Raw genomic sequence first — 22,097 nt, 5'->3', positions numbered from 1 at the left:
ACTAAGCTTAGCCATGAGTCGCCCTGTGCCCGTTAGCGGCCGGGGCGATGTGATTCCATTGAGTTCAGTTATTTAGCGCAACACCCGACGCAAGCCTGACCCGCATGCCTTGTTAACCGCTCCACGCCCGGCGGCTGGAGCACCTTTACGGAAGCAGAGAGCGCATTATGACAACTGAAAGCAAATGCCCGTTTTCGGGCGGCAAGCAGCCCGCACCGCAAGACGGCCCCACCAATCAGGATTGGTGGCCTAATCAGCTCAGCCTGAAACCGCTGCATCAGCACTCCCCCCTGTCCGATCCGATGGACAAAGACTTCAACTACGCCGACGCCTTCAACAGCCTCGATCTGGCGGTGGTCAAACAGGATCTGCACGCCCTGATGACCGACTCGCAGGCATGGTGGCCGGCGGACTTCGGCCACTACGGCGGCCTGTTTATCCGCATGGCCTGGCACAGCGCCGGCACCTACCGCATCGGCGACGGCCGCGGCGGCGCGGGCGAAGGCCAGCAGCGCTTCGCCCCGCTCAACAGCTGGCCGGACAACGTCAGCCTCGACAAGGCGCGCCGCCTGCTGTGGCCCATCAAACAGAAATACGGCCGCAATATCTCCTGGGCCGACCTGATTATCCTGACCGGCAACGTAGCGCTGGAATCGATGGGCTTCAAAACCTTCGGCTACGCCGGCGGCCGTGCCGACACCTGGGAGCCGGACGACGTCTACTGGGGTTCGGAGAAGATCTGGCTGGAGCTGAGCGGCGGGCCAAACAGCCGCTACTCGGGCGACCGTGACCTGGAAGACCCGCTGGCGGCGGTGCAGATGGGCCTGATCTACGTCAACCCGGAAGGCCCGGACGGTAATCCCGATCCGGTGGCCGCCGCGCGCGACATTCGTGAAACCTTCGCCCGCATGGCGATGAACGACGAAGAAACCGTGGCGTTGATCGCCGGCGGCCACACCTTCGGCAAGACCCACGGCGCCGGCCCGGCGTCTAACGTCGGCGCCGATCCTGAAGCGGCCGGGCTGGAGTCGCAGGGCCTCGGCTGGCACAGCACCTTCGGCACCGGCGTCGGCAAAGACGCCATCACCAGCGGCCTGGAAGTCACCTGGACCACCACCCCAACCCAGTGGAACCACGACTTCTTCCGCCACCTGTTCGAATACGAATGGGAGCTGAGCCAAAGCCCGGCCGGCGCGCATCAGTGGGTGGCGAAAGACATCGGTGAAACCATTCCCGACGCCTTCGATCCGAACAAGAAACGCCGCCCGACCATGCTGACCACCGATCTGTCGCTGCGCTTCGATCCGGCCTACGAGAAGATTTCGCGCCGCTTCTATGAGCACCCGGAAGAGCTGGCCGACGCCTTCGCCCGCGCCTGGTTCAAGCTGACCCACCGCGACATGGGGCCGCGTGCGCGCTACCTCGGCCCGGAAGTGCCGCAGGAAGAGCTGATTTGGCAGGATCCGATCCCGGCGGTCGATCATCCGCTGATCGACGATCAGGATATCGCCGCGCTGAAAAACGCCGTGCTGGCTTCCGGCCTGCCGGTGTCGGCGCTGGTCTCCACCGCCTGGGCTTCCGCTTCGAGCTTCCGCGGTTCCGACAAACGCGGCGGCGCCAACGGCGCGCGCATTCGCCTGGCGCCGCAAAAAGACTGGGCGGTCAACCAGCCTGCGCAGCTCGCCGCGACGCTGGCCAAGCTGGAGAGCATCCAACGCACCTTCAACGATGCGCAGACCGGCGGCAAGCGCGTCTCGCTGGCAGATCTGATCGTACTGGCCGGCGCCGCGGGCGTGGAACAGGCGGCGAAGAACGCTGGTTTGACCCTGACGGTGCCGTTCGCGCCGGGCCGCATGGACGCTTCGCAGGAGCAGACCGACGTGGACTCTTTCGAAGCGATGGAGCCGCTCGCCGATGGATTCCGCAACTTCCTGAAGGGCAAATACCGCGTGCCGGCCGAAACGCTGCTGGTCGACAAGGCGCAGCTGTTGACCCTGACCGCGCCGGAAATGACGGTGCTGGTCGGCGGGCTGCGGGTGCTCGGTGCCAACGTCGGCGGCACGCAGCACGGCGTGTTCACCCAGCGGCCGCAGGCGCTGACCAACGACTTCTTCGTCAACCTGCTCGACATGGGCACCACCTGGCACCCGGTCGGTGAAGACGGCCTGTTCGAAGGGCGCGATCGCCGCAGCGGTGCGGTCAAGTGGACCGGCAGCCGCGTCGATCTGGTGTTCGGTTCACACGCGCAGCTGCGCGCGCTGGCCGAAGTCTACGGCAGCGCCGACGCGCAGGAGAAGTTCGCCCACGACTTCGTCGCCGCCTGGAACAAAGTGATGAACCTCGATCGTTTCGATCTGGCCTAACTAAGCGACAGCACAAAGCCCGCCACGGTAAACCTGGCGGGCTTTTTAATCATTGATGCATATCTTTATCGCAATCTCGTGCTAACGTGGGTTAACCACAGCCAAGGAGATGGCATGATACAGACATCGGATAGCGCTCACCCGCTCTTCAGCAGTTACAAAAAGACCTTCACCTACTCAGGCCGCGAAAGCCGTGGGCCTTACTCAATGCTGCTTTTGTGCCAGCACGTTTGGTTTCTGCTTTATCTCGCCGTTATCGCCAGCAAGATGAATGAGATTTCCATTTTCGCGCTTGCGGCGTTTTTGCTGCCTATGCTAGCGGCCAATGTGCGCCGTTTGCATGATGCGGGTTACTCCGGTGGTTGGTGCCTGACATGGTTCTGCTTCACACCCTATGTAATGCTTATCTTCGCGCTGTTCCTTCCCGCTAAGAACATCAATAACCCTTACGACGATCGCCCAAACCTGGCGTAAGCCCCCTCACGGCCTGCTTCGGCGAGCCATGGCTGGCGCCGCGATATTCTCTTTACCCGCTTATTCGTATTTACTCAACAAGTCATATAAAAATTTGATGGGCGGCAATTCTTTTAATGCTGTATTTATATTTAGACGGCAATGAAGACCGTAAACTCAGCTGGCTAATGCGATATATCCCATCAAGGAGAACACCATTATGGATTATCCTCGATTCACCTCAATATGCGCCAAGGCGGGCCTTATTCTCATCGCCGCCCCTTAGCGGCTGCGGGCCCGGCCGCCAAAAGCGCCCACCGTTTTTATGCCAATAAAAAAGAGGTTCTGCACCTGGGTGATATTTCCTAGGCGCCAGACGCTCGCCCTTATTTAATGCTTCCCCCCGCGCACTGCGCTTTTCTTTTTTATTTTTCAACCGACGGGAAAGGTCATAGGGAATCACACTTTACTCAGGAAAATAACCGCTACCTGGAGGTCATCATGCAACATATTATCGGTATTTCTTCTCGTCGGCTGAGGATATCGGCCCTTGCGCTGCTGCTCCCGGCAATGTCCTGGGCGGCCGATACGGCGTCTCTCGCCGTAGGGCCGCAATATGACACCACCCATGTCTACGTCGAACGCGGCAAGATGGATGCCTTTGTCGACAGCATTCTGAAAACCTTCGGCGGTACCAGCACCGAACGCGTGCTGGTCAACGTCACGCCCACGCCGAGCGAAACTTACTCCCAGCTGATACTGACGCCGGCCGGCAGCTTCTCGGTGTTCGATTTCAAAACGCCGATCCCGCACCCGTTCGGCACCGAGCGCAACGGTTTTCTGGTCAGGGATATGGACGCCGCCATCCGCCAAGCCAGGGCCGCCGGCGCCGATGTGCAGGTTGCGCCTTTCGACGATCCGATCGGCCGCGACGCGGTGATCCAGTGGCCCGGCGGCGTTAACATGCAGCTCTATTGGCACACCAAGGCGCCTAATTACAAGCCTCTGCTGAGCGTGCCGGAAAACCGCCTGTATCTCTCCGCCTACCGCGTCGACGATTTCCTGAAAAGCTACCAGGCGTTCTCGCACGGCAAGGTCGTGAGCGACGAACTGGTCAGCGACACGGCGATCGGCCGCAGCGACAACGGCAAGATCCGCCAGATCGAATTGGACTCCCGCTTCGGCAAAACGCGCATTTTCGTCACCGACGGGCATCTGCCTTATCCGTTCGGCCATGAGCGCACCGGCTATGGCGTCGACGATCTGCCGGCCACGCTGGCCAAAGCGACGGCCAGCGGCGCGCAGGTGCTGTGGCGTTCGACGGCGGCGGAGCGCCGCGCCTCGGCGCTGGTGCGTTTCCCCGGCGGCTACATCGCCGAAATTCACCAGGCGGCTAAATAAACCCAAGGCGTGCTGCGGCGCGCTTTTTTCTTCGGATATCCATGATGAAACGCACGCTTCTCGCACTGTTGCTGTTCTCCACGCTCCCCGCCCTGGCGGCGGAGCCCGCCGCGTCCCCCTGGAAAAACATCCCGTTGGGCGATGCGGCCACCCTGTCTTTCGACGGTTCACTGCGCGAGCGCTATGAATGGACGGATCAACGGGATCTGAGCGGCGGACGCGACGATACCTTCATGCAGCGCCTGCTGATTGGCGCGCGCCTCGACTATGGCGACAACTTTGGCGCCTATGTTCAGTTGGGATCGTCACTGGCCACGCCGCGCGATCGCGGGCGCAAGCCGACCGACGAAGATCATGCCTATCTCGGTCAGGGCTACGTGGACTTAAAACTGCCCACCGCCTACGGCCTCGGCACCCTGCGGGTCGGCCGCCAGGAGATTGCGCTGGGTTCGCTGCACCTGATGGGCACCCGCGACGGCCCCAACGTGCGCCGTTCTTTCGACGCCGTCCGCGCCAGCTGGGCCAAGGATAAAAACCGCCTCGACGCCTTTATCGGCCATCCCGTCACCCTTAAAACCGGCAGTTTCGACGACGATACCGACAACAGCCAAAAGGTGTGGGGGCTGTACGGCACCACGCCGCTGGCCGCGCTGGTTTCCTCGCTCGATCTCTACACCTTCGGCTTTGAGGATAGCGATGCCCACTACGCGCAGCTCAGCGGGCAAGAGCGGCGTTATACCGTCGGCGCGCGCATTTTCGGCGCGGCGCAGGGATTCGACTGGGACAACGAGGCCGCCTGGCAGTTCGGCAGCGCAGAACAGCGCGACATCCGCGCCTGGTCGGCGTCGGCGCACGCCGGGTATACGGTGAGCGACTGGCGCTGGCAACCGCGCTTCGGCGGCAAGATTGGCATCGCCAGCGGCGATAAAAACGGTCACGATGGGCAGCTCAATACCTTTAACGCCATGTACCCCAAGCTGCCCTACCTGACCGAGAACGGACTGGTGGCGCCGGCTAACCTGATCGCCATCCACCCTTCGGTCACGATTACGCCATGGCAAACCCTGTCCATCGATTTCAGCTGGGACGCGTTGTGGCGGCAACGCCGCGAGGATGCCTTCTATCTCGGGCCGATGCGCCCGGTGAAAGGCAGCGAGCAGTGCTCGCGCTTTATCGGCAACCAGTATCAGGTCGAAACCACCTGGACGCCGCGCAGCGATCTCCAGTTCAAGGTAGCCTATGTCTACTTCGACGTCGGCCACAGCCTGCAGCAGCATGCCGGGCTGAAAAACATGAACTTCGTGCTGGCACAGGGCACCTACAGCTTTTAAGTATCAGGCAAGTTAATCGGTGTACGCGAGTGTCCTTAATAATCCCGTACTCAATTAATGACGATCGCCAGCGTGTAGCCGCCTATATGCATTGCAGCGATGGCGGCTACTCGCCGCCATTCACAGATAAAAACTAATGAAAAGCAAAAAGATAAATCAGTCACGTAAATTTCGCGAGCCAATTACAGGGTAATATTAAATAAATATTTAATTCCACCTAGTTATTTAAGCACGCCTTTTACGCATATCTTATGTAAAAGATTCATATAAGAATAACTCATTAATAAAATAATTTTGCCTATACTGCTTTCAGCCAACCATTGCGCGCCATTAATTCCTCACCGTGATTAATGATAAGGACATATCCCGCTTGAATGCAATATTCAAGCCAGATCAAGGAGGCAAACTAATGATAACCCACTAATTACCCCTATTTTCAAACCTGTGTACGAGCATATAGAGCGTTAGGTGCAATATTGTCAACGTCCAAAGGAGTTTGAGATGTCATTAGCGACCGATAAGATTTCCGGTTATTTAACGAGTTATGAAAGAGGCGATCACGCGGGGAGCAGCAAGCCCTCATACACCACGGAGGAGGTTTCAGATCTGTTGCTGAGGAGCCATTATTCCGCCAATGGCAAAGGTGTGACCGACCATGCGGCAGCATTAACCTACTCTTTCCCCGTGTATACCGACAGCGATAAGCCAGGATCCGCACAGCTCAACGCCGCCCAACAGGCTCAAACCAAGCTTTCATTGCAGTCCTGGTCAGACGTCGCCAACATCACGTTTACCGAAGTCACAGGCAACGACGCGAAAAATGCAGATATAAAGTTTGGTTTTTATAAGGCGGCCAGCGGGGGCAATTACACCTCTTATGAAAGTACGCAAAACGATCTCAAAAGCACTATATGGATCAGCGGGAACAATGGCTACGACGCCTCTAACCCACAAACCAATAACTATGCCAGAGATACGCTGACCCACGAAATAGGGCATGCGCTGGGGCTCTCGCACCCAGGGAACTATGATGCCTCCAACACGACTTACCCCACCTACACCAACTCGGCGAAGTATTATGAAGACGACCATCAATATTCTTTAATGAGCTATTTTAGCGAGCAATATACGAGCGCTGACTATAAAGGCGTTTGGCCATCGGGGCCGCAGCTGGACGATATTACCGCCATACAGAAACTGTACGGCGCGAATACCACCACGCGCACCGGCGATACCACCTATGGTTTCAACTCGAATACGGACAGAGACTTTTTGAGCGTTAAGACGTCCACGGACAAAATCGTGGCGGCTATCTGGGATGCCGGCGGCAATGACACGCTGGATTTTTCAGGCTACAACCAAGATCAGCGAATCAACATTAACGAAGGCTCATTCTCAGATGTGGGCGGCTTGAAGGCGAATATCGCCATCGCCTACGGCGCGCAGATTGAAAATATCATCGGCGGCAGCGGCGCCGACATTTTAGTGGGCAACGCACTGAACAATACGCTAAAAGGCGGTGCAGGCAACGACATCATTTACGGTGCCGGCGGCGCCGATCAGCTCTGGGGCAATGCAGGCGCGGACACCTTTGTCTTCCGCGCAGTCGGCGACAGCCAAGCCGCCGCACCGGACTGGATCCGTGATTTCCAGACGGCGGTGGATAAAATCGATCTCTCGTGGATCAACCAGACGGCTAAGGCAGAAGGGAGCGAGTTGCACTTCGTGAATAGTTTAAGCGGCTCGTTGTATGAAGCGGCGCTGAATTATGACGCGCAGCAGAATGTCACCGATCTGGCCATCAATCTCTCCGGCAATCAATTGCCTGATTTCCTAGTTAAAATCGTTGGGCAGGTCGACGCCTCCGCCGATATTCTCGTCTAGCCAAGACAAACCCGCAGTCCGGCGCGAACGCCGGGCTGTTCATCTCTTTTCAGATCTCACTCCGGCGTCTTGTTACATTGCCAAAGCAATAAATTGCGCAGACAAGGTCACACCGCCTCCAGCTCCGCCGCCAGGGTGGCGACCAGCTCCGCGGCCGGCATCGGCCGCGCCAGGCCCACGCCCTGCCCGGCCCACAGAGACATAAACTCTCCGCGCCCGGCCTTGGCCGCCGCCTGGCGGATATCGCCGGTGAGCGCGTTTTGCACCGGATAAGGCAGGATCTGCGCCTCTTCCGCGCGCATCTGGCGCATGAAATCATTGACGATACCGCGCGCCGGGCGGCCGCTGAAGGCGCGCGTCAGGCGCGTGCTGTCATCGCCGGCGTTGCTCAGCGCCGCCCGCCAGGCTTCGGCGATGCCCGACTCCGGGCTGCACAGGAACGCGGTGCCCAGCTGCGCCGCCTGCGCGCCCAGCAAGCGCGCCGCCGCGATGCCGCGCCCGTTCATGATGCCGCCCGCGGCGATCACCGGGATCTTCACCGCCGCCACCACCTGCGGCAGCAGGGCCATCAGGCCGACGCAGGATTGCTCGATGTCGCCGAGGAAGGTCGGGCGGTGGCCGCCCGCCTCCGAGCCCGAGACGCAAACGAAGTCGGCACCCGCCTCTTCCCAGGCGCGGGCTTCCGCCACCGTGGTGGCGGTGCCGATCACCCGCGAGCCAGCCTTCTTGAACTGCGTGACCGTGGCGCGCGGCAGCACGCCGAAGGTGAAGCTGGCCACCGGCGGCGCCGCCTCCAGCAAGGCCGCAATCTGGTCGCGGTTGTTTTCGGCGAATTGGGTGGGGATCGGCGGCTCGCTCAGCCCCAGCGCTTCGCGGAACGGCCGCAGCAGGTGCTGGGCGCGCTTAAGCTCGGCGAGATCCGGGTGCTGCTCATCGAGCAGAAACAGATTGATGTTGAACGGCGCGGTGGTCTGCGCGCGGATCTGCTGCACGCGTTCGAGGATCACCGCCGGTGAAAACAGCGCCGCCGCGCACGAGCCCAGCGCCCCGGCGTTGCTCACCGCCACCGCCAACGCCGGCGGCGACGCGCCGTTCATCGGCCCCTGAACGATCGGATAGCGCAGCCCAAGCTCACGGGCAAAAGCAGAAGGTGCCGTCATCAATGTGTCTCCCTGTGCTGACTACATTCGTCTTACGGCGGCCGCGCCGCCGAACCGACCAAAAGCATAGCACCTTCTCACCGCCTGACCGTGCAGTTAATGCTTCACCTGATGCCGGTCGAGCGACAGGAAGTGATGCACCACCGGTTTCTCCGGCCCGATGTGGAAGCGCAACGCCTCCTGCTGCAGATCGGCGTCGGCGTGCGACACCCGCTGGTGCTGCCGCAGGTGCTCCGCCCAGGACTCCACCAGGAACCACTCCATGATGCATTCCGGATCGCCGGTGTGCTCGGTAATGCCCCAGGCGTAAGCGCCGTCGCGGCGACGCGCCCGCTCCAGCATCAGCAGCGTGCGCAGGAACTGCGGCCGATCCTGTTCACGGATGCGGTACTCCACCTGAATCATCACCGGGCCGCGATCGTTCTCAACCGGCGTGTTGACCAGCGGCTCCGGCCAATGGTTCGACGGCTGCAGATCGGCCTCGCCGGTCGGCAAGCGCAGGCGGTGGAACAGCAGCCCCGCCGCCAACAGGCCGACGCCGCCGACCAGCAGCGTGGCGGCCACGCCCAGCTCCTGCGCCACCAGCCCCCACAGCAGACTGCCTGCCGCCATCGCGCCGTTGAACACCATCAGGTAGATGGCCAGGCCGCGGCCGCGCACCCAGTTGGGCAGCACGCCCTGCGCCGCGCCGTTGAGCGTGGTCAGCGCAATGATCCAGCCGGCGCCCAGCACCAACAGCAGCACCACCGCCAGCCACTGCGGCGGCGCCAGCGACAGGGCCGCCATCACCACGGCGGTGAGCACCGCCGCCAGCAGCACCAGCCCGTCGGCATTCAGCCGCTGGCGCAGGCGCGGCAGCGCGATCGCCCCGAGGATCGCCCCGGCGCCTACCGCCCCCAGCAGAACGCCGTAAAAACCGGCGCTGCCGCCCAGCATGCGGCGCGCCACCAGCGGCAGCAGCGCCCAGACCGAGCTGGAAAAGGCGAAAAACACCGCTGCCCGCAGCAGCACCACGTGCAGCTCACGGCTGGAACGGGCATAGCGCAGCCCGGCGCGGAAAGCGCCGAAGAAGTGTTCCGACAGGCCGCTGTCCTCGGCCTTCGGCCGCTTCCACCACAGCAGCGCCGCGATCACCAGCACATAGCTCATCACGTCCGCGCCGTAGGCCGCGCCGGCACCGAAGCTGGCCAGCAGCAGGCCGCCGGCCGCCGGGCCGATGGAGCGGGCGATGTTGATGCCGAGCGAGTTCAGCGCCACGGCGTTTTTCAGCTCGGTGCGCGGCACCAGCTCCGGCACGATCGCCTGCCAGGTCGGCCCCATCAGCGCCGCACCGATGCCGCCGACGAAGGTCAGCGCCAGCAGGTATTCCACCGTCAGCGCACCGGTCTGCGACAGCACCAGCAGGCTGCCGCTGACGCAGGCCAGCAGAATTTGCACGAAGATCAGAAAGCGCCGCCGATCGAGGATGTCCGACAGTACCCCGGCCGGGATCGCCAGCAGGAACACCGGCAGCGTGGCGGCGGTCTGCATCAGCGCCACCGCCGAGGGGTTGCTCGACAGATCGGTGATCAGCCACGAGCTGGCGACGTCGCGCATAAAGCTGCCGACGTTGCCGAGCACCGTGGCGCCCCACAGCACCGCAAATAATGGGATTTTCAGCGGCGCGAAGCCGCCCGCCGCCGCCTTGTTTTCCGTCTGTTCAGCCATCCGTTCGCTCCTTCAAATCGTTAAATGCCACCAGCAACAGCGCGCCGGCCAGCCCGAGGTGTTCAAAAAATCCGTTCATCATCTGGCCGCGCTCCGCCCCGTCGAACTGCCAGAACGGATTGGCCATCAGCGTCGCCATCAGGGTAAAACCGGCCAGCGCCAACGCGCCGAGCCAGCGATAAAAGCCGCTCAGGATCAGCGCCGACGCCGCCAGTTCCAGCAGCGTCACCAGCACGGCGAACAGCGCCGCCGGCTGCAGGCCGAAGTGGGTCATCTCGGCAACCGCGCCTTCGACGTTCAGCGCCTTGACCAACCCGCCCTGGATGTAGGCGGCGCAAATGGCGAGCAGCAGCAGCCAGCGCACCGCGGGCGCATGCAGCCGCTGCGCGCAGCGGGCGGCGATAGCAGTCAGGTTCATCGCGCCCCCTTAGAACGGCGAATTCTGGATAAAGGCCAGCAGATCGGCGTTGAAGCGATCGGGATCGACCTGCGCCAAGCCGTGAGCGCCGCCGGCGTAAACGTTCAGCTCCGCCTGTTGCATAAGCTTAGCGGCTTTCAGCGCCGAGGCGCCGATCGGCACGATCTGATCGGCGTCGCCGTGCACCAGCAGCGTCGGCCTGTCGATCGCCAACAGATCGGCGGTGTAATCCACTTCGGAGAATGCGCTCACGCCGTCGTACTGCCCTTTCACACCGCCCTGCATGGCCATCAGCCAGAAGTGGTCGATCAGCCCCGCATTGCTCTCCACCTCGTCGCAGTGGAAGCCGTAGAACGGCACCGCCAGATCTTTGAAGAACTGCGAGCGGTTGCCCGCCACGCCGCTGCGAATGCCGTCGAAGGCCGCCATGGGCGCGCCTTCCGGATTGGCCGGCGTTTGCAGCATCAGCGGCGGCACGGCGCCCACCAGCACCACCTTCGCCACCCGATCGCTGCCGTGGCGGCCGATGTAGCGCGCCACTTCGCCGCCGCCGATGGCGTGGCCGACCAGGATCAGATCGCGCAGATCCAGCGTTTCAATCAGCAGAGCCAGATCGTCGGCGTATTGGTTGATGTCGTTGCCGTGCCAGGTCTGATCCGAACGGCCGTGGCTGCGGCGATCGTGGGCGATCACCCGGAACCCGCTCTGGCCAAAAAACAGCAGCTGGTTGTCCCAGGCGTCGGCGGACAGCGGCCAACCGTGGGAGAACAGGATCGGCTGGCCGCGGCCCCAATCCTTGTAGAAAATGCGCGCGCCATCGGGCGCGGTGAGGATGCTCATGACGTGTTCCCCGCTCGGTATTGAATTGGATTTTGTACCGGGTAACAGTACGGCAGGCGCAAAGGCAGTGATAACGGAATAATTTTCGCATGATCGCGAGTTTTTTTGCTGAAGAGGCCGGCGTCACCGCCGGCGCAAAACGTCAGATGTTTTCCAGATCGATGCCGCGCGTTTTCGGGCCGAACAGCCCGATCACCAGCATCACGATCAGCATGCTGGCGACGATAAACGCGATCACCCCCAGCGAGCCGCCGTACTGCAAGATAATACCGATGATGATGCTGCTGAACACCGTCGACAGCCGGCTGAAGGAGTAGCAGAAACCGACGGCGCGGGCGCGGATGTGGGTCGGGAAGATCTCGGATTGATAGGAGTGGTAGCTATAGGTCAGCCAGGCGTTGGACCAGGTGATGAAGAAGCCGCACAGGATCAGCCACAGCGGGTTGTTCTGCAGCGCGAACAGCGAGCCGAAGATCACCGTCACCAGGCAAGACAACACGATCTGCCACTTGTTCTCCATCTTGTCGGCGTAGAAGCTGCACAGCAGCGAGCCCAGCGGGTAGGCCAGCGTGATGAAGAAAGCGTACAGCAGGCTGTGGGTGACCGAAGCGCCCTTGCCCGACAGCAGCGCCGGCAGCCAGTTGCCGAAGCCGAAGAAGCCGATGGCCTGAAAGAAATTCATCACCACCAGCATCAGCGTGCGATCGCGGTACTGCGGCGCCCAGATATCGCGAAAGCGGCCGTGCAGCGGCGCCCCCTCGGCATCGTCAGCCGGGCGCGACGGGAAGTCCGTGGCCGCCACGCCGCAGCGCCGCTCCATATCCCGCATCACCTGCCGGGCCTGCGCATAGCGCCGCTGCTGCACCAGCCAGCGCGGCGACTCCGGCAGCCCCTTGCGCACCAGCCAAATCACCAGCGAAGCCAGCGCACCGGCGATCACCACGTAGCGCCAGCCGCTCAGGCCCCAAATCGTCTGCGGCACCAGCCACCAGGACATCAGCGCCACCGCCGGCACCGACAGGAACTGCACGAAGAACGCGAAGGCAAAAGCCCGGGTGCGCAGATGCGCGGGCACCCACTCCGTCAGGTAGGTATCGATGGTCACCAGCTCAATGCCGAGCCCGACGCCCACCAGAAAGCGCAGAAAGATCACCCACTCCGCCTGCTGTTGAAACGCCAGCAGCAGCGAGAAGGCGCCATACCAGATCAGGGCGAACATGAAGGTGGCGCGGCGGCCGAAGCGATCGGCGTACGGGCTCAGCAGGCTGGCGCCGACGAACAGGCCAAGAAAAGTGGCGGAGGCGAAGGCCGCCTGGTCCGACACGCCGAAGACGCCCTGCGCGCCGGTGTGGAAAATGCCGTCGGCGATAAGGCCGGTGCTGATATAGCCGGTCTGGAACAGATCGTAGAGTTCGAAAAAGCCGCCCAGCGACAGCAGAATGATAAAGCGCCACAGGCCGGCCGACGCGGGCAAGGCGTCGATTCTGGCCGCCAAATCCCGCGCATGGATCGGCGACGCCGCTACAGAGTCACTCACCGTTAACCTCGCATTAACATTTTTGATGACTTTCTATGCTAGCGAAGCGGCGTCGGAGTTAAATTTTTAATTAGCAGACTATGAAAAAAAGTTAAGCATAAAACGCTGCAGCAGCCTGTTTTATAGCAGGAAAATGCAACCTGGGATGCCGCAGCGGCATCCCGAATCGACAGCTTAACGGCTGGAGTGCTGCTGCAGCCGTTCGCTGCGGTAGAAGCTCAGCAGGCACCAACCGAGAGCGATCAGCGCCAGCGGCGCGGCGACGAAACCGATGTTGCCCATGCCCAGATGCAGGCTCACCTGGTTGCCCAGCAGCGCCCCGCTGCCGATGCCGAAGTTGTACAGGCCGGAGAAAATCGCCATCGCCACGTCGGTGGCATCCGGCGCCAGGCTCAGTACTTTGGCCTGCATCGACAGGCCGATGGCCATGATCGCCATGCCCCAGAAGATGCACAGCACGGTCAGGTGGCTTTCGCTGCCGGCGGCCGGCAACAGCAGCAGCAGGCTCAAGGCCAGCAGCGCGATGGCGCCGATAAAGAAGCCGGAAGGAAAACGCTCGCTGTAGCGGCTGAACAGCAGGCTGCCGACGATGCCGGCGGCGCCGAACAGCAGCAGCATCAGCGTGGTGAAGTTCTCCGACAGCCCGGCCACGGTCTGGATAAACGGCTCGATGTAGCTGTAGGCGGTGAAGTGTGCCGTCACCACGATGACGGTCAGCATGTACAGCGCCAGCAGCGCCGGGCGTTTGAACAGCAGCGGCACGCTGGCCAGCGAACCGGAGTGCTCGCTTTTCAGCACCGGCAGCAAGCGCCACAGCAGCACCAGCGCCAGGGTGGCGCACACCGCGATGCCGATAAAGGTCATGCGCCAGCCGAGCAGCTGCCCCACCACCCGCCCGAGCGGCAGCCCGAGCACCATCGCCAGCGCGGTGCCGCCCGCCAGCAGGCTCAGCGCCTGGGCTTTCTTGCCCGGCGGCGCCACGCGGATCGCCAGTGAGGCGGTGATCGACCAGAACACCGAGTGCGCCAGCGCCACGCCGGCGCGCGAGATGACCAGCGTGGTGAAGTTCCAGGCCACGGCGGTCAGCACGTGGCTGGCGATAAACAGCATGAACACGCCGATCAGCAGCTTGCGGCGCTCGATTTTGCTGGTCAGCAGCATGCACGCCAACGAGGCGGCGGCGACAATCCAGGCGTAAATGGTAATGATCAGGCCGACCTGTTCGGTTTGCATCGAGAAGCTGGCGGCGATGTCGCTCAGCAGACCGACCGGAATAAATTCGGTGGTGTTGAAGATAAAGGCCGAGACGGCGAGGATAACCACGCGCAACCAGGCGGTTGAGCGCGAAACGGCAGCGTGTTCCATGGTAAACAAAATCCGGACAGGTGCGGGCAAGTAGCGATATTTTAACCAACCGGCCCGCTAAATGCGATACGCGTCACACTTTAATTGTGTGGTTTTTTTCGCCGCATTTCGACACATTCGCAGACACACGGTTGCACAAATGCTGTGCTAATCTCTTGAAGCGTACCAATTTTTCCTGCCGCTCTTCCCCTCCGGCCGCCGCAGACGACGCGCCGCGCCGAAGAACCGCGCGCAGTGTCCATTTGGCGTTTTCTGAGGCGAGGTCATTATGTCCGCGATTTATGATTGGTCCGTGCTCGCATTGCGCAATGTTTACGATCGCCGCATTCAGGGCAAGCCGGTGCTCGACAGCGCCGCGCTGTTCCCCGACGCCGAACGTTTCACCGCCCAATGGCGGCAGATCCGCGAGGAGGCGCTGACCGTCGCCCACGATCTGCACAATATTCCCCGTTTTCACGAGATCATGATCCAGCAGGAATCGATCTCCGCCAACGACGCGCGCGACTGGCGCATGTTCATCATGAAGGCCTACGGCCAGCCGATCGCCCGCAACCTGGCGCGCTGCCCGACGCTGGCGGCGCTGATCGCCTCGTCGCCGGACGTGCTGTCCGCCTCGCTCTCCTTCCTGGCGCCCGGTAAACAGGTGCCGCCCCACCGCGGGCCGTTCCGCGGCATTCTGCGCGGCTATCTGGTGCTGGACATGCCCAAGCGCGCCGACGGCGTACCGGCGGCGGTGCTGAAAGTGGACGGCCGCGAATACCGGCTGCATGAGGGGGAATTCATGCTGTGGGACGACACTTTCGAACACGAGGTGTGGAACGACAGCGCGCAGGTGCGCACGGTGCTGCTGCTGGACATCCGCCGCCGCGACATGCCCGGCGGGTTGCGGCTGCTCTCCAGCGCCATCATCGCCCTGGTGCGGCTGAACGTGCGCTGGATGCAGCGCCAGTTCTGAGTCCGGCGCTCAGGCGACTAACCGTCCTAGGAGGTCGGGCATTGCTGCGCCAGCCACTGCTCGGCGGTGGTGGTGGCTATGCCCTGGCGCGCATTGAAGGTCTTCGCCTTATCCCAGGCCACGCCGTCGGGCCGGGCGAAAGCCAGCCGGTATTTGGCGCCGACGTCACGCGGATGGTTCAGCACCTCCTCCTGCAGCCGCTCTTTGTTCAACAGGACTCTGTTGACCTCAACGCCCCAGTGCGCCTGCATGACATCGGCAAGCTCGCGGTAGGTCAACGTGTCCCCGGCGATATAGACCACCTGGTTGCGAAACGCGGGCCGATGGAAAAAAATCGCGGCCGTCAGCCGGCCAATGTCCTCGGGGGTGGTCAGCGTCACCGCGTAACGCCAGTCGCCCAACGCGCGCACCGTTTTGGTGGCCGCGTCCACCACGCCAAAACCCGGGTCAAACAGGTAGCTGGTGAAAATGCCCGTGGAAACAATCACCCACTCCGTCGCCTTCTGCGCACGCAGCAGGTGGCGCACTTCGAGCTGTTCATCCCACACCTGTTGCCCGCTGCCTGTGCCGACAACATCGTAGTCCACACCGAACTGCCACGGGAAGTAGCGCGCCACGCCCGCCTGCAAAACGGCCTGGGTGATCTTTATCTGCGTGCCCGCCCCGCCGACAAAGCCGCTGCAGTTGATCACCGCGTCAAAGCCGCGCAGCAGCGCGCTCAGCTCATCCACGCTGTTTTGCTGCAGATCGCCTTCCACTACGGCGATACCGAGCCGCGCCAGCGCATCCCGTCGCGCGCGATGCGGGCCGGTGACGGCGCGGGCGGCCTCCGGCCGCAGCAGCACGCTGATGTTTAAAGCGTGGTGTAACCGGGCCTGCCGGCTCATCGCGCGCAATACCGGCAGCCCCAGTTCACCGGCGCCGAGTATGAGCACGTTATTGATGGATGGATTTGTGGATTTCATTCTTGCCTCCTGTCTTGACACTGCGCCATCCTGACAGCTGACAAAAACGGGTTCAATTAGGTACACGCGTGATACCGGAGAGGAATATGACGAACGATCGGGAAGTGCTGCTGCAATTTTCGCAGGCGTTCTGTGAAGAATTGAGCAACGACGATGAAGGGTTGAAGCGTGAGATCCTCGCGCATGCGGGCAACCGTTGGTCGCTGGGGGCATTGCATATCCTGGGCACCCACGGGCCGCTGCGCCACGGCGAGATAGGCCGCCAATTAGCGGGCGTGACGCAGAGAATGCTGACGCGGACGCTGCGCCATCTCGAACGGGACGGGCTGATATCGCGCTGCGATTATCAGGAAAAGCTGCCCCGCGTGGTTTACACCATCACCGACGCGGGGAAAGAGATGCTGCTCAACATGCTGCCGCTCTGGTCGTGGATTATCGCCTCCGCCGACGCCTTCAGGGCGGCCCGCTCGCGCTACGATGATCAAGAACGAAGCGCCGCCGAGGGATGAACGCGGGCCTCCCAGCCCAAAGGGCGGCGCTCAGCCGCCGCCCAGATAGGCCTTTCTCACCTCCGGATCGTTCAACAGCTCCTGCCCGCTGCCGGTGAGGCGGATCTGGCCGTTGACCATCACATAGCCGCGATCGGACAGCTTCAGCGCGTGGTTGGCGTTCTGCTCCACCAGAAACAGCGTCATACCGCTGCGGGTCAGCTCGCGCAGCACGCCGAAGATCTGCCGCACCACGATCGGCGCCAGCCCCAGGCTCGGCTCGTCCAACAGCAACAGCTTCGGCCGGCTCATCAGCGCACGGGCGATCGCCAGCATCTGCTGCTCACCGCCGGACAGGGTCATCGCCCGCTGGTTGCGCCGCTCCTTGAGGCGCGGAAACAGCTCGAACATGCGCGGCAAATCCTCTTCCAGATAGCGGTTGCCGACGGTGATGGTGCCCATCAGCAGGTTCTCCTCCACGCTCATGTCCGGGAAGATGCGCCGCCCCTCCGGCGCCTGCGCGATGCCGCCGGCCGCCACGTAGTGCGTGGAGCGGCGGCTGATGTCCTCGCCGTCAAACAGGATCTGCCCGCCGGCGATGCGCGGCTGGCCGAAGATCGACATCAACAGCGTGGATTTGCCCGCGCCGTTGGCGCCGATCAGCGCCACCGTCTCCCCGGCGTTGACCTGCAGCGACACCTGGCGCAGCGCCTGGATCGGCCCGTAAAACACGTCCACTTCGCGAAATTCCAGCATCGCTTCGCTCATCCCGCCAGCTCCTCTTCGTCCGCGCCCAGGTAGGCGGCGATCACCGCCTCGTTGTGCTGGATCTCCTGCGGCGTGCCGCGGGCGATCACGTCGCCGTGATCGAGCACGATCACCCGATCGGAGATCTCCATCACCATGCCCATATCATGCTCGATCAGCAGCACCGTGATGCCGTGATGCTGGCGCAGAAAACGGATGATGCGGCTCAGCGTGGCCGTTTCCACCGGGTTCAGCCCGGCGGCCGGCTCGTCGAGGCAGATCATCTCCGGCGCGGTGCACATGGCGCGCGCGATCTCCAGCCGCCGCTGCTGGCCGTAGGACATCTCCCCCGCCAGCCGGTTGGCGCAGTCCACCAGATCCACCACCTCCAGCCAGTAGAAGGCGTGATCCAGCGCGGCGCTCTCCGCCCGGCGGTAGCCCGGCGTATTCAGCACCCCGGCGATCAGGTTGCGGTTGCTCTGCATGTGCTGCGCCACCAGCAGGTTCTCCACCACCGACATTTCGCGGAACAGGCGGATATTCTGGAAGGTACGCGCCAGCCCGGCGCGGTTGACCAGGTGGGTGCCGCCGAACATCTTGTAATAGAGGCGCGAGCCGAGCCGCTTCGGGCGTATCCAGTCGCCGGCGCGAAACTTCTGCCCCAGCACCTGGATCACGTCGGTCGGCCGCTTGTGGGTATTGAGCAGGATCGCGCCGCCGCTGGCGCGGTAAAAGCCGGTCAGGCAGTTGAACACCGTGGTCTTGCCGGCGCCGTTGGGGCCAATCAGGGCGGTGATGGAGCCGCGCTCCACCTCCAGATTGACGTCGTTCAGCGCCTTGATGCCGCCAAAGCGCATCATCAGGTGCTCCACCCGCAAAATGGCGTCGCTCATGGCGCCACCCCCTTGCGTTCGGCGAAGCTGGCGCGGCTGATGCGCACCAGCCCGCGCGGCCGCCAGATCATCATCGCCACCATCAGCACGCCGAACAGCAGCACCCGGTATTCCGCGAAGCTGCGCAGCAGCTCCGGCGCCACCGTCAGCACGAAGGCCGCCAGCACCACGCCGAGGGTGGAGCCCATGCCGCCCAGCACCACGATCGCCAGGATCAGCGCCGACTCGAAGAAGGTGAACGAGGTCGGGTTGACGAAGCCCTGATAGGTGGCGAAAAACACCCCCGCCAGCCCGGCGGTGGAGGCGCCCAGCATAAACGCCGACAGCTTCACCAGCACGTGATTGAGCCCGAGAGAGCGGCAGGCGATCTCATCCTCGCGCAGCGCCTCCCAGGCGCGGCCGATCGGCATGCGCGTCAGCCGGTGCTTGATGTACAGCACCAGCAGCACCACCAAAAACAGCACCGCATAGATGAAAATGAACTTGAGGTTGGGATTGTAATCGATGCCGAGAAACTCGTGGATCGGCACCCCGCCGTCTTTGGCGCGGCGGCCGAACTCTAGGCCGAACACCGTCGGCGCCGGCACCGAGACGCCGTTCGGCCCGCCGGTGAGCGACATCCAGTTGTTCAGCACCAGCCGGATGATCTCCCCAAACCCCAGCGTGACGATCGCCAGGTAGTCGCCGTGCATGCGCAGCACCGGAAAGCCCAGCAGCGCGCCGGCCAGCGCCGCCATCAGCGCCCCCAGCGGCAGCATCGCCCAAAATCCCAGCCCGAGGTACTGATAGCCCAGCGCCAGCCCGTAGGCGCCGATGGCGTAAAACGCCACGTACCCCAGATCGAGCAGCCCCGCCAGGCCGACCACGATATTCAGCCCCAGGCCGAGCAGCACGTAGATCAGGCCGAGGATCGCCACCGTCAGCAGGTATTTGGTGGCGACGAACGGGAACAGCAGCGCGATCGCCGCCATCAGCGGCAGGATCCAGCGCAGGTTGGATTTATAGCCCAGCGGCCGCACGTAAACGCCGTCGTTGCCGCCGTCGAAGCGCGCCAGCACCCTGCGCCCCGGCGCGGTTTGCAAGAACAGGCTCAGCAACAGCCGCCCGGCCATCACCGCGACGATAATCCACACCAACCGGTGCGGCTCGAAGTTGAAGCTATAGCCGTTCAGCACGATGCCGACGATCGGCCCGAACACGATCAGGGCGATCAGCCCGGCCAAGACGGCGTCCAGCAGGCTGCGTTTAACGTCCAGCCCGCCGTTGATCACGGATTGCGACATGGCATTCTCCTTAAACCTTGGCGATCAGCGGCCGACCGAGCAGGCCCTGCGGACGGAAGATCAGGATCGCCACCAGCAACCCGAAGGAGAACACGTCCTTGTAATCCGAGTTCACCATGCCGGCGAACTGCGCCTCCGCCACCCCGAGCAGCAGCCCGCCCAGCATGGCCCCCGGCAGCGAGCCGATGCCGCCCAGCACCGCGGCGGTGAAGGCCTTGATGCCGATGATAAAGCCGACGTAAAAATCGAAGGTGCCGTAGTTCATGGTGATCAGCACCCCGGCCAGCCCGGCCATGGCGGCGCCGATCACGAACACCAGCGAGATCACCCGATCGGTATTGATGCCGAGAATCGAAGCCATTTTGCGATCCTGCTGGGTGGCGCGGCAGATGCGCCCCAGCCGGGTGCGCTGAATGATGTAGGTGAGGATCGCCATGCCGAGCAGCGACGCCACCAGAATAAACACCTTGGTGTAAGTGATCTGCACCACGCCGCCGTCGAACTCCAGGCGGAACACGCCGCTCAGCAGCGTCGGGATGCCCTGCTGGCGCGGCCCCTGGCTTATCTGCGCGTAGTTTTGCAGGATTAACGACATGCCGATGGCGGAGATCAAGGGCGCCAGGCGGGTGGAGTTGCGCAGCGGCTTGTAGGCGATGCGCTCGATCACCCAGCCGTACACCCCGGTGATGACGATGGTGAACACCAGCGTGCCGAGGATCAGCAGCGGGAACGAGTGCAGCCCGAAGAACGACAGCAGCGCCAAGCCGATGGCGCACAGGTAGGCGGAGATCATGTACACCTCGCCGTGGGCGAAGTTGATCATGCCGATGATGCCGTAAACCATGGTGTAGCCGATGGCGATCAGGCCATACACTGCGCCAAGGGTCAGGCCGTTGATCAGCTGTTGCAGAAAGAATACATCCATAATGAGCAGTCTCGCCTGGTAAGGCCGCCAACGCAGTCCGACGCGGCCCAAAGGTCATCGCGGAACGGGCTCGCCAGAGCGGCGAGCCCGTCGGTCATAGGGTTACAACTTCAAGGTTCGGCCGTTTACAGCTGGTGATATTTGCCCTTGTCATCCCATTGGTAGACCACGTAGTCCGAGACCTTCAGGTCGCCCTTCTGGTCCCAAGCCTTTTTGCCCATCACGGTATCGACGTCGTGCGACTTCAGCCATTCGGCGGCCTTGGCGCTGTCTTTGCCGCCGGTGGCGTTGAAGGCGGCGGCGATCGCCTGGATCGAGGCGTAGGAGTAGAGGGTGTACCCTTCCGGTTCAAAGCCGCTGGCGCGGAACTTGGCGATCACTGCCTTGCCTTCCGGGATCAGGCGCGGATCGTTGCCGAAGGTCATCAGCACGCCGTTGGTGTACTGCGGCCCGCCGGCGGCGGTCACCAGCTCTTCGGTCACTACGCAGTCGCCGGAGAAGAACTTGGCGGTCACGCCCTGCTCGCGCATCTGGCGCACCAGCGGCCCGGCTTCCGGATGGCAGCCGCCGAAGTAGACCACGTCCGGCTTGACCGAGGCGATCTTGGTCACCAGCGCGTTGAAGTCTTTCTCGCCGCGCGACAGCCCCTCATACAGCACTTCTTTGACTCCGCGCTTGTTCATCGCCGCCTTGGCGGCGTCCGCCAGCCCCTGGCCGTAGGTGTCTTTATCGTGGATCACCGCGATGCGTTTGGCCTTCAGGGTATCCAGCATGTAGTTGGTGGCGATCGCGCCCTGCTGATCGTCGCGCCCGCACATGCGGAACATGGTCTTCATGCCGCGCTCGGTGATTTGCGGGTTGGTGGAGCCGGGGGTGATGGCGATGATGCCGGCCTCGTCATACACCTCGGAGGCGGGCATGGTGGAAGAGGAGCAGAAGTGGCCGACCACCGCCGAGACCTTATCCTGATCCACCAGCCGGTTGGCCACCGCGACCGCCTGTTTCGGTTCGCAGGCGTCATCCCCCTGCACCAGCTTGATTTTTTCCCCTTTGATGCCGCCGGCGGCGTTGATGTCCGCCGCCGCCTGCGAAGCCCCGCGCCAATACTGATCGCCATAGGTGGCGTTCGGCCCGGAGAACGGCCCGGCGACGCCGATGACGATATCGGCCTGCGCGGAAAACGCCGTACCTAAACAACCGATGAGCAAAGCAGCGAGCGGACTTTTTATCAATTTCGATGACATTGTTATCTTCCTCAGCACTGTTGTAGCGAAACGCCCGGGGGCGCGGATCAGTCACTTTATGTGTAGACGGGGAAAATAATTTTCTTGAGAGCGCAGTCGCATTCCCCAAAAATGGGTAAGCAAAAATCCAGCCATTGT

The 22,097-nt window shown here is 62.6% G+C and carries 19 protein-coding genes; 7 read left to right on the top strand and 12 right to left on the bottom strand.

The window, feature by feature from the left end; all coding sequences use genetic code 11:
- Positions 1-167 precede the first annotated feature (167 nt).
- The 5 genes from katG (at position 168) to ACUXAC_RS03045 (ending at position 7,432) form a co-directional block, all read left to right on the top strand.
- On the top strand, positions 168-2,363 hold the full coding sequence (gene katG, locus ACUXAC_RS03065; protein ID WP_387441663.1) for a catalase/peroxidase HPI: 2,196 nt from the start codon (positions 168-170) through the stop codon (positions 2,361-2,363).
- 114 nt (positions 2,364-2,477) lie between these two features.
- On the top strand, positions 2,478-2,837 hold the full coding sequence (locus ACUXAC_RS03060) for a DUF805 domain-containing protein (protein WP_197833385.1): 360 nt from the start codon (positions 2,478-2,480) through the stop codon (positions 2,835-2,837).
- A gap of 480 nt (positions 2,838-3,317) precedes the next feature.
- On the top strand, positions 3,318-4,217 hold the full coding sequence (locus ACUXAC_RS03055) for a VOC family protein (protein ID WP_183907095.1): 900 nt from the start codon (positions 3,318-3,320) through the stop codon (positions 4,215-4,217).
- Positions 4,218-4,258: 41 nt separating this feature from the next.
- The gene (locus tag ACUXAC_RS03050; RefSeq protein ID WP_454266470.1) at positions 4,259-5,548 is read left to right on the top strand and encodes an alginate export family protein; all 1,290 of its coding nucleotides are present in this window, start codon (positions 4,259-4,261) and stop codon (positions 5,546-5,548) included.
- Between the two features lie 501 nt (positions 5,549-6,049).
- The gene (locus ACUXAC_RS03045) at positions 6,050-7,432 is read left to right on the top strand and encodes a serralysin family metalloprotease (RefSeq protein WP_421115069.1); all 1,383 of its coding nucleotides are present in this window, start codon (positions 6,050-6,052) and stop codon (positions 7,430-7,432) included.
- A gap of 107 nt (positions 7,433-7,539) precedes the next feature.
- Here ACUXAC_RS03045 and ACUXAC_RS03040 read toward each other — a convergent pair whose 3' ends face one another.
- The 6 genes from ACUXAC_RS03040 to ACUXAC_RS03015 all read right to left on the bottom strand — a co-directional run bounded on the left by ACUXAC_RS03040 (position 7,540) and on the right by ACUXAC_RS03015 (position 14,459).
- Entirely contained in the window at positions 7,540-8,592 is a 1,053-nt protein-coding gene (locus ACUXAC_RS03040; protein WP_387441669.1) for an NAD(P)H-dependent flavin oxidoreductase, read from the bottom strand.
- Positions 8,593-8,688: 96 nt separating this feature from the next.
- Positions 8,689-10,299 carry an MFS transporter gene (locus tag ACUXAC_RS03035; RefSeq protein WP_025303481.1) on the bottom strand — a complete coding sequence of 537 codons (1,611 nt, stop codon included), beginning with the start codon at positions 10,297-10,299 and terminating at the stop codon, positions 8,689-8,691.
- Positions 10,292-10,717, bottom strand: a complete 426-nt coding sequence (locus ACUXAC_RS03030) for a DoxX family protein (protein ID WP_033635204.1) — start codon at positions 10,715-10,717, stop codon at positions 10,292-10,294. Before ACUXAC_RS03030 ends, ACUXAC_RS03035 begins: the two co-directional genes overlap by 8 nt.
- 9 nt (positions 10,718-10,726) lie before the next feature.
- Positions 10,727-11,557: an alpha/beta fold hydrolase gene (locus ACUXAC_RS03025; protein ID WP_421115068.1), complete on the bottom strand. Its 831-nt coding sequence runs from the start codon at positions 11,555-11,557 to the stop codon at positions 10,727-10,729.
- Positions 11,558-11,699: 142 nt separating this feature from the next.
- Complete coding sequence (locus tag ACUXAC_RS03020) at positions 11,700-13,094, bottom strand: MFS transporter (protein ID WP_060420334.1); 1,395 nt, start codon at positions 13,092-13,094, stop codon at positions 11,700-11,702.
- 174 nt (positions 13,095-13,268) lie between these two features.
- On the bottom strand, positions 13,269-14,459 hold the full coding sequence (locus ACUXAC_RS03015; protein WP_342119998.1) for a sugar transporter: 1,191 nt from the start codon (positions 14,457-14,459) through the stop codon (positions 13,269-13,271).
- Between the two features lie 268 nt (positions 14,460-14,727).
- Here ACUXAC_RS03015 and ACUXAC_RS03010 point away from each other — a divergent pair, with 268 nt between their 5' ends.
- Complete coding sequence (locus ACUXAC_RS03010; RefSeq protein ID WP_041035890.1) at positions 14,728-15,414, top strand: aspartyl/asparaginyl beta-hydroxylase domain-containing protein; 687 nt, start codon at positions 14,728-14,730, stop codon at positions 15,412-15,414.
- A gap of 26 nt (positions 15,415-15,440) precedes the next feature.
- Here ACUXAC_RS03010 and ACUXAC_RS03005 read toward each other — a convergent pair whose 3' ends face one another.
- Entirely contained in the window at positions 15,441-16,379 is a 939-nt protein-coding gene (locus ACUXAC_RS03005) for an aromatic alcohol reductase (protein WP_387441673.1), read from the bottom strand.
- 86 nt (positions 16,380-16,465) lie between these two features.
- Between ACUXAC_RS03005 and ACUXAC_RS03000 the strand changes: the two genes are divergently transcribed.
- Positions 16,466-16,888 carry a winged helix-turn-helix transcriptional regulator gene (locus tag ACUXAC_RS03000; protein ID WP_387441675.1) on the top strand — a complete coding sequence of 141 codons (423 nt, stop codon included), beginning with the start codon at positions 16,466-16,468 and terminating at the stop codon, positions 16,886-16,888.
- Between the two features lie 30 nt (positions 16,889-16,918).
- Here ACUXAC_RS03000 and ACUXAC_RS02995 read toward each other — a convergent pair whose 3' ends face one another.
- From ACUXAC_RS02995 to ACUXAC_RS02975, 5 genes are all read right to left on the bottom strand, one after another.
- Positions 16,919-17,635, bottom strand: a complete 717-nt coding sequence (locus tag ACUXAC_RS02995) for an ABC transporter ATP-binding protein (RefSeq protein WP_387441677.1) — start codon at positions 17,633-17,635, stop codon at positions 16,919-16,921.
- Entirely contained in the window at positions 17,632-18,507 is an 876-nt protein-coding gene (locus tag ACUXAC_RS02990) for an ABC transporter ATP-binding protein (RefSeq protein ID WP_033635209.1), read from the bottom strand. Before ACUXAC_RS02990 ends, ACUXAC_RS02995 begins: the two co-directional genes overlap by 4 nt.
- Positions 18,504-19,790: a high-affinity branched-chain amino acid ABC transporter permease LivM gene (gene livM / locus ACUXAC_RS02985; RefSeq protein WP_048234440.1), complete on the bottom strand. Its 1,287-nt coding sequence runs from the start codon at positions 19,788-19,790 to the stop codon at positions 18,504-18,506. Before livM ends, ACUXAC_RS02990 begins: the two co-directional genes overlap by 4 nt.
- 10 nt (positions 19,791-19,800) lie before the next feature.
- Entirely contained in the window at positions 19,801-20,715 is a 915-nt protein-coding gene (locus ACUXAC_RS02980; protein WP_004928592.1) for an ABC transporter permease subunit, read from the bottom strand.
- 125 nt (positions 20,716-20,840) lie between these two features.
- Entirely contained in the window at positions 20,841-21,959 is a 1,119-nt protein-coding gene (locus ACUXAC_RS02975) for a branched-chain amino acid ABC transporter substrate-binding protein (RefSeq protein WP_048234441.1), read from the bottom strand.
- Between the last annotated feature and the right edge of the window lie 138 nt (positions 21,960-22,097).

Source organism: Serratia sp. 121840015-1 (genome assembly GCF_053627655.1).
Note: the sequence above shows the minus strand (reverse complement) of the source record. Positions and strands in the feature narration are given on the sequence as shown.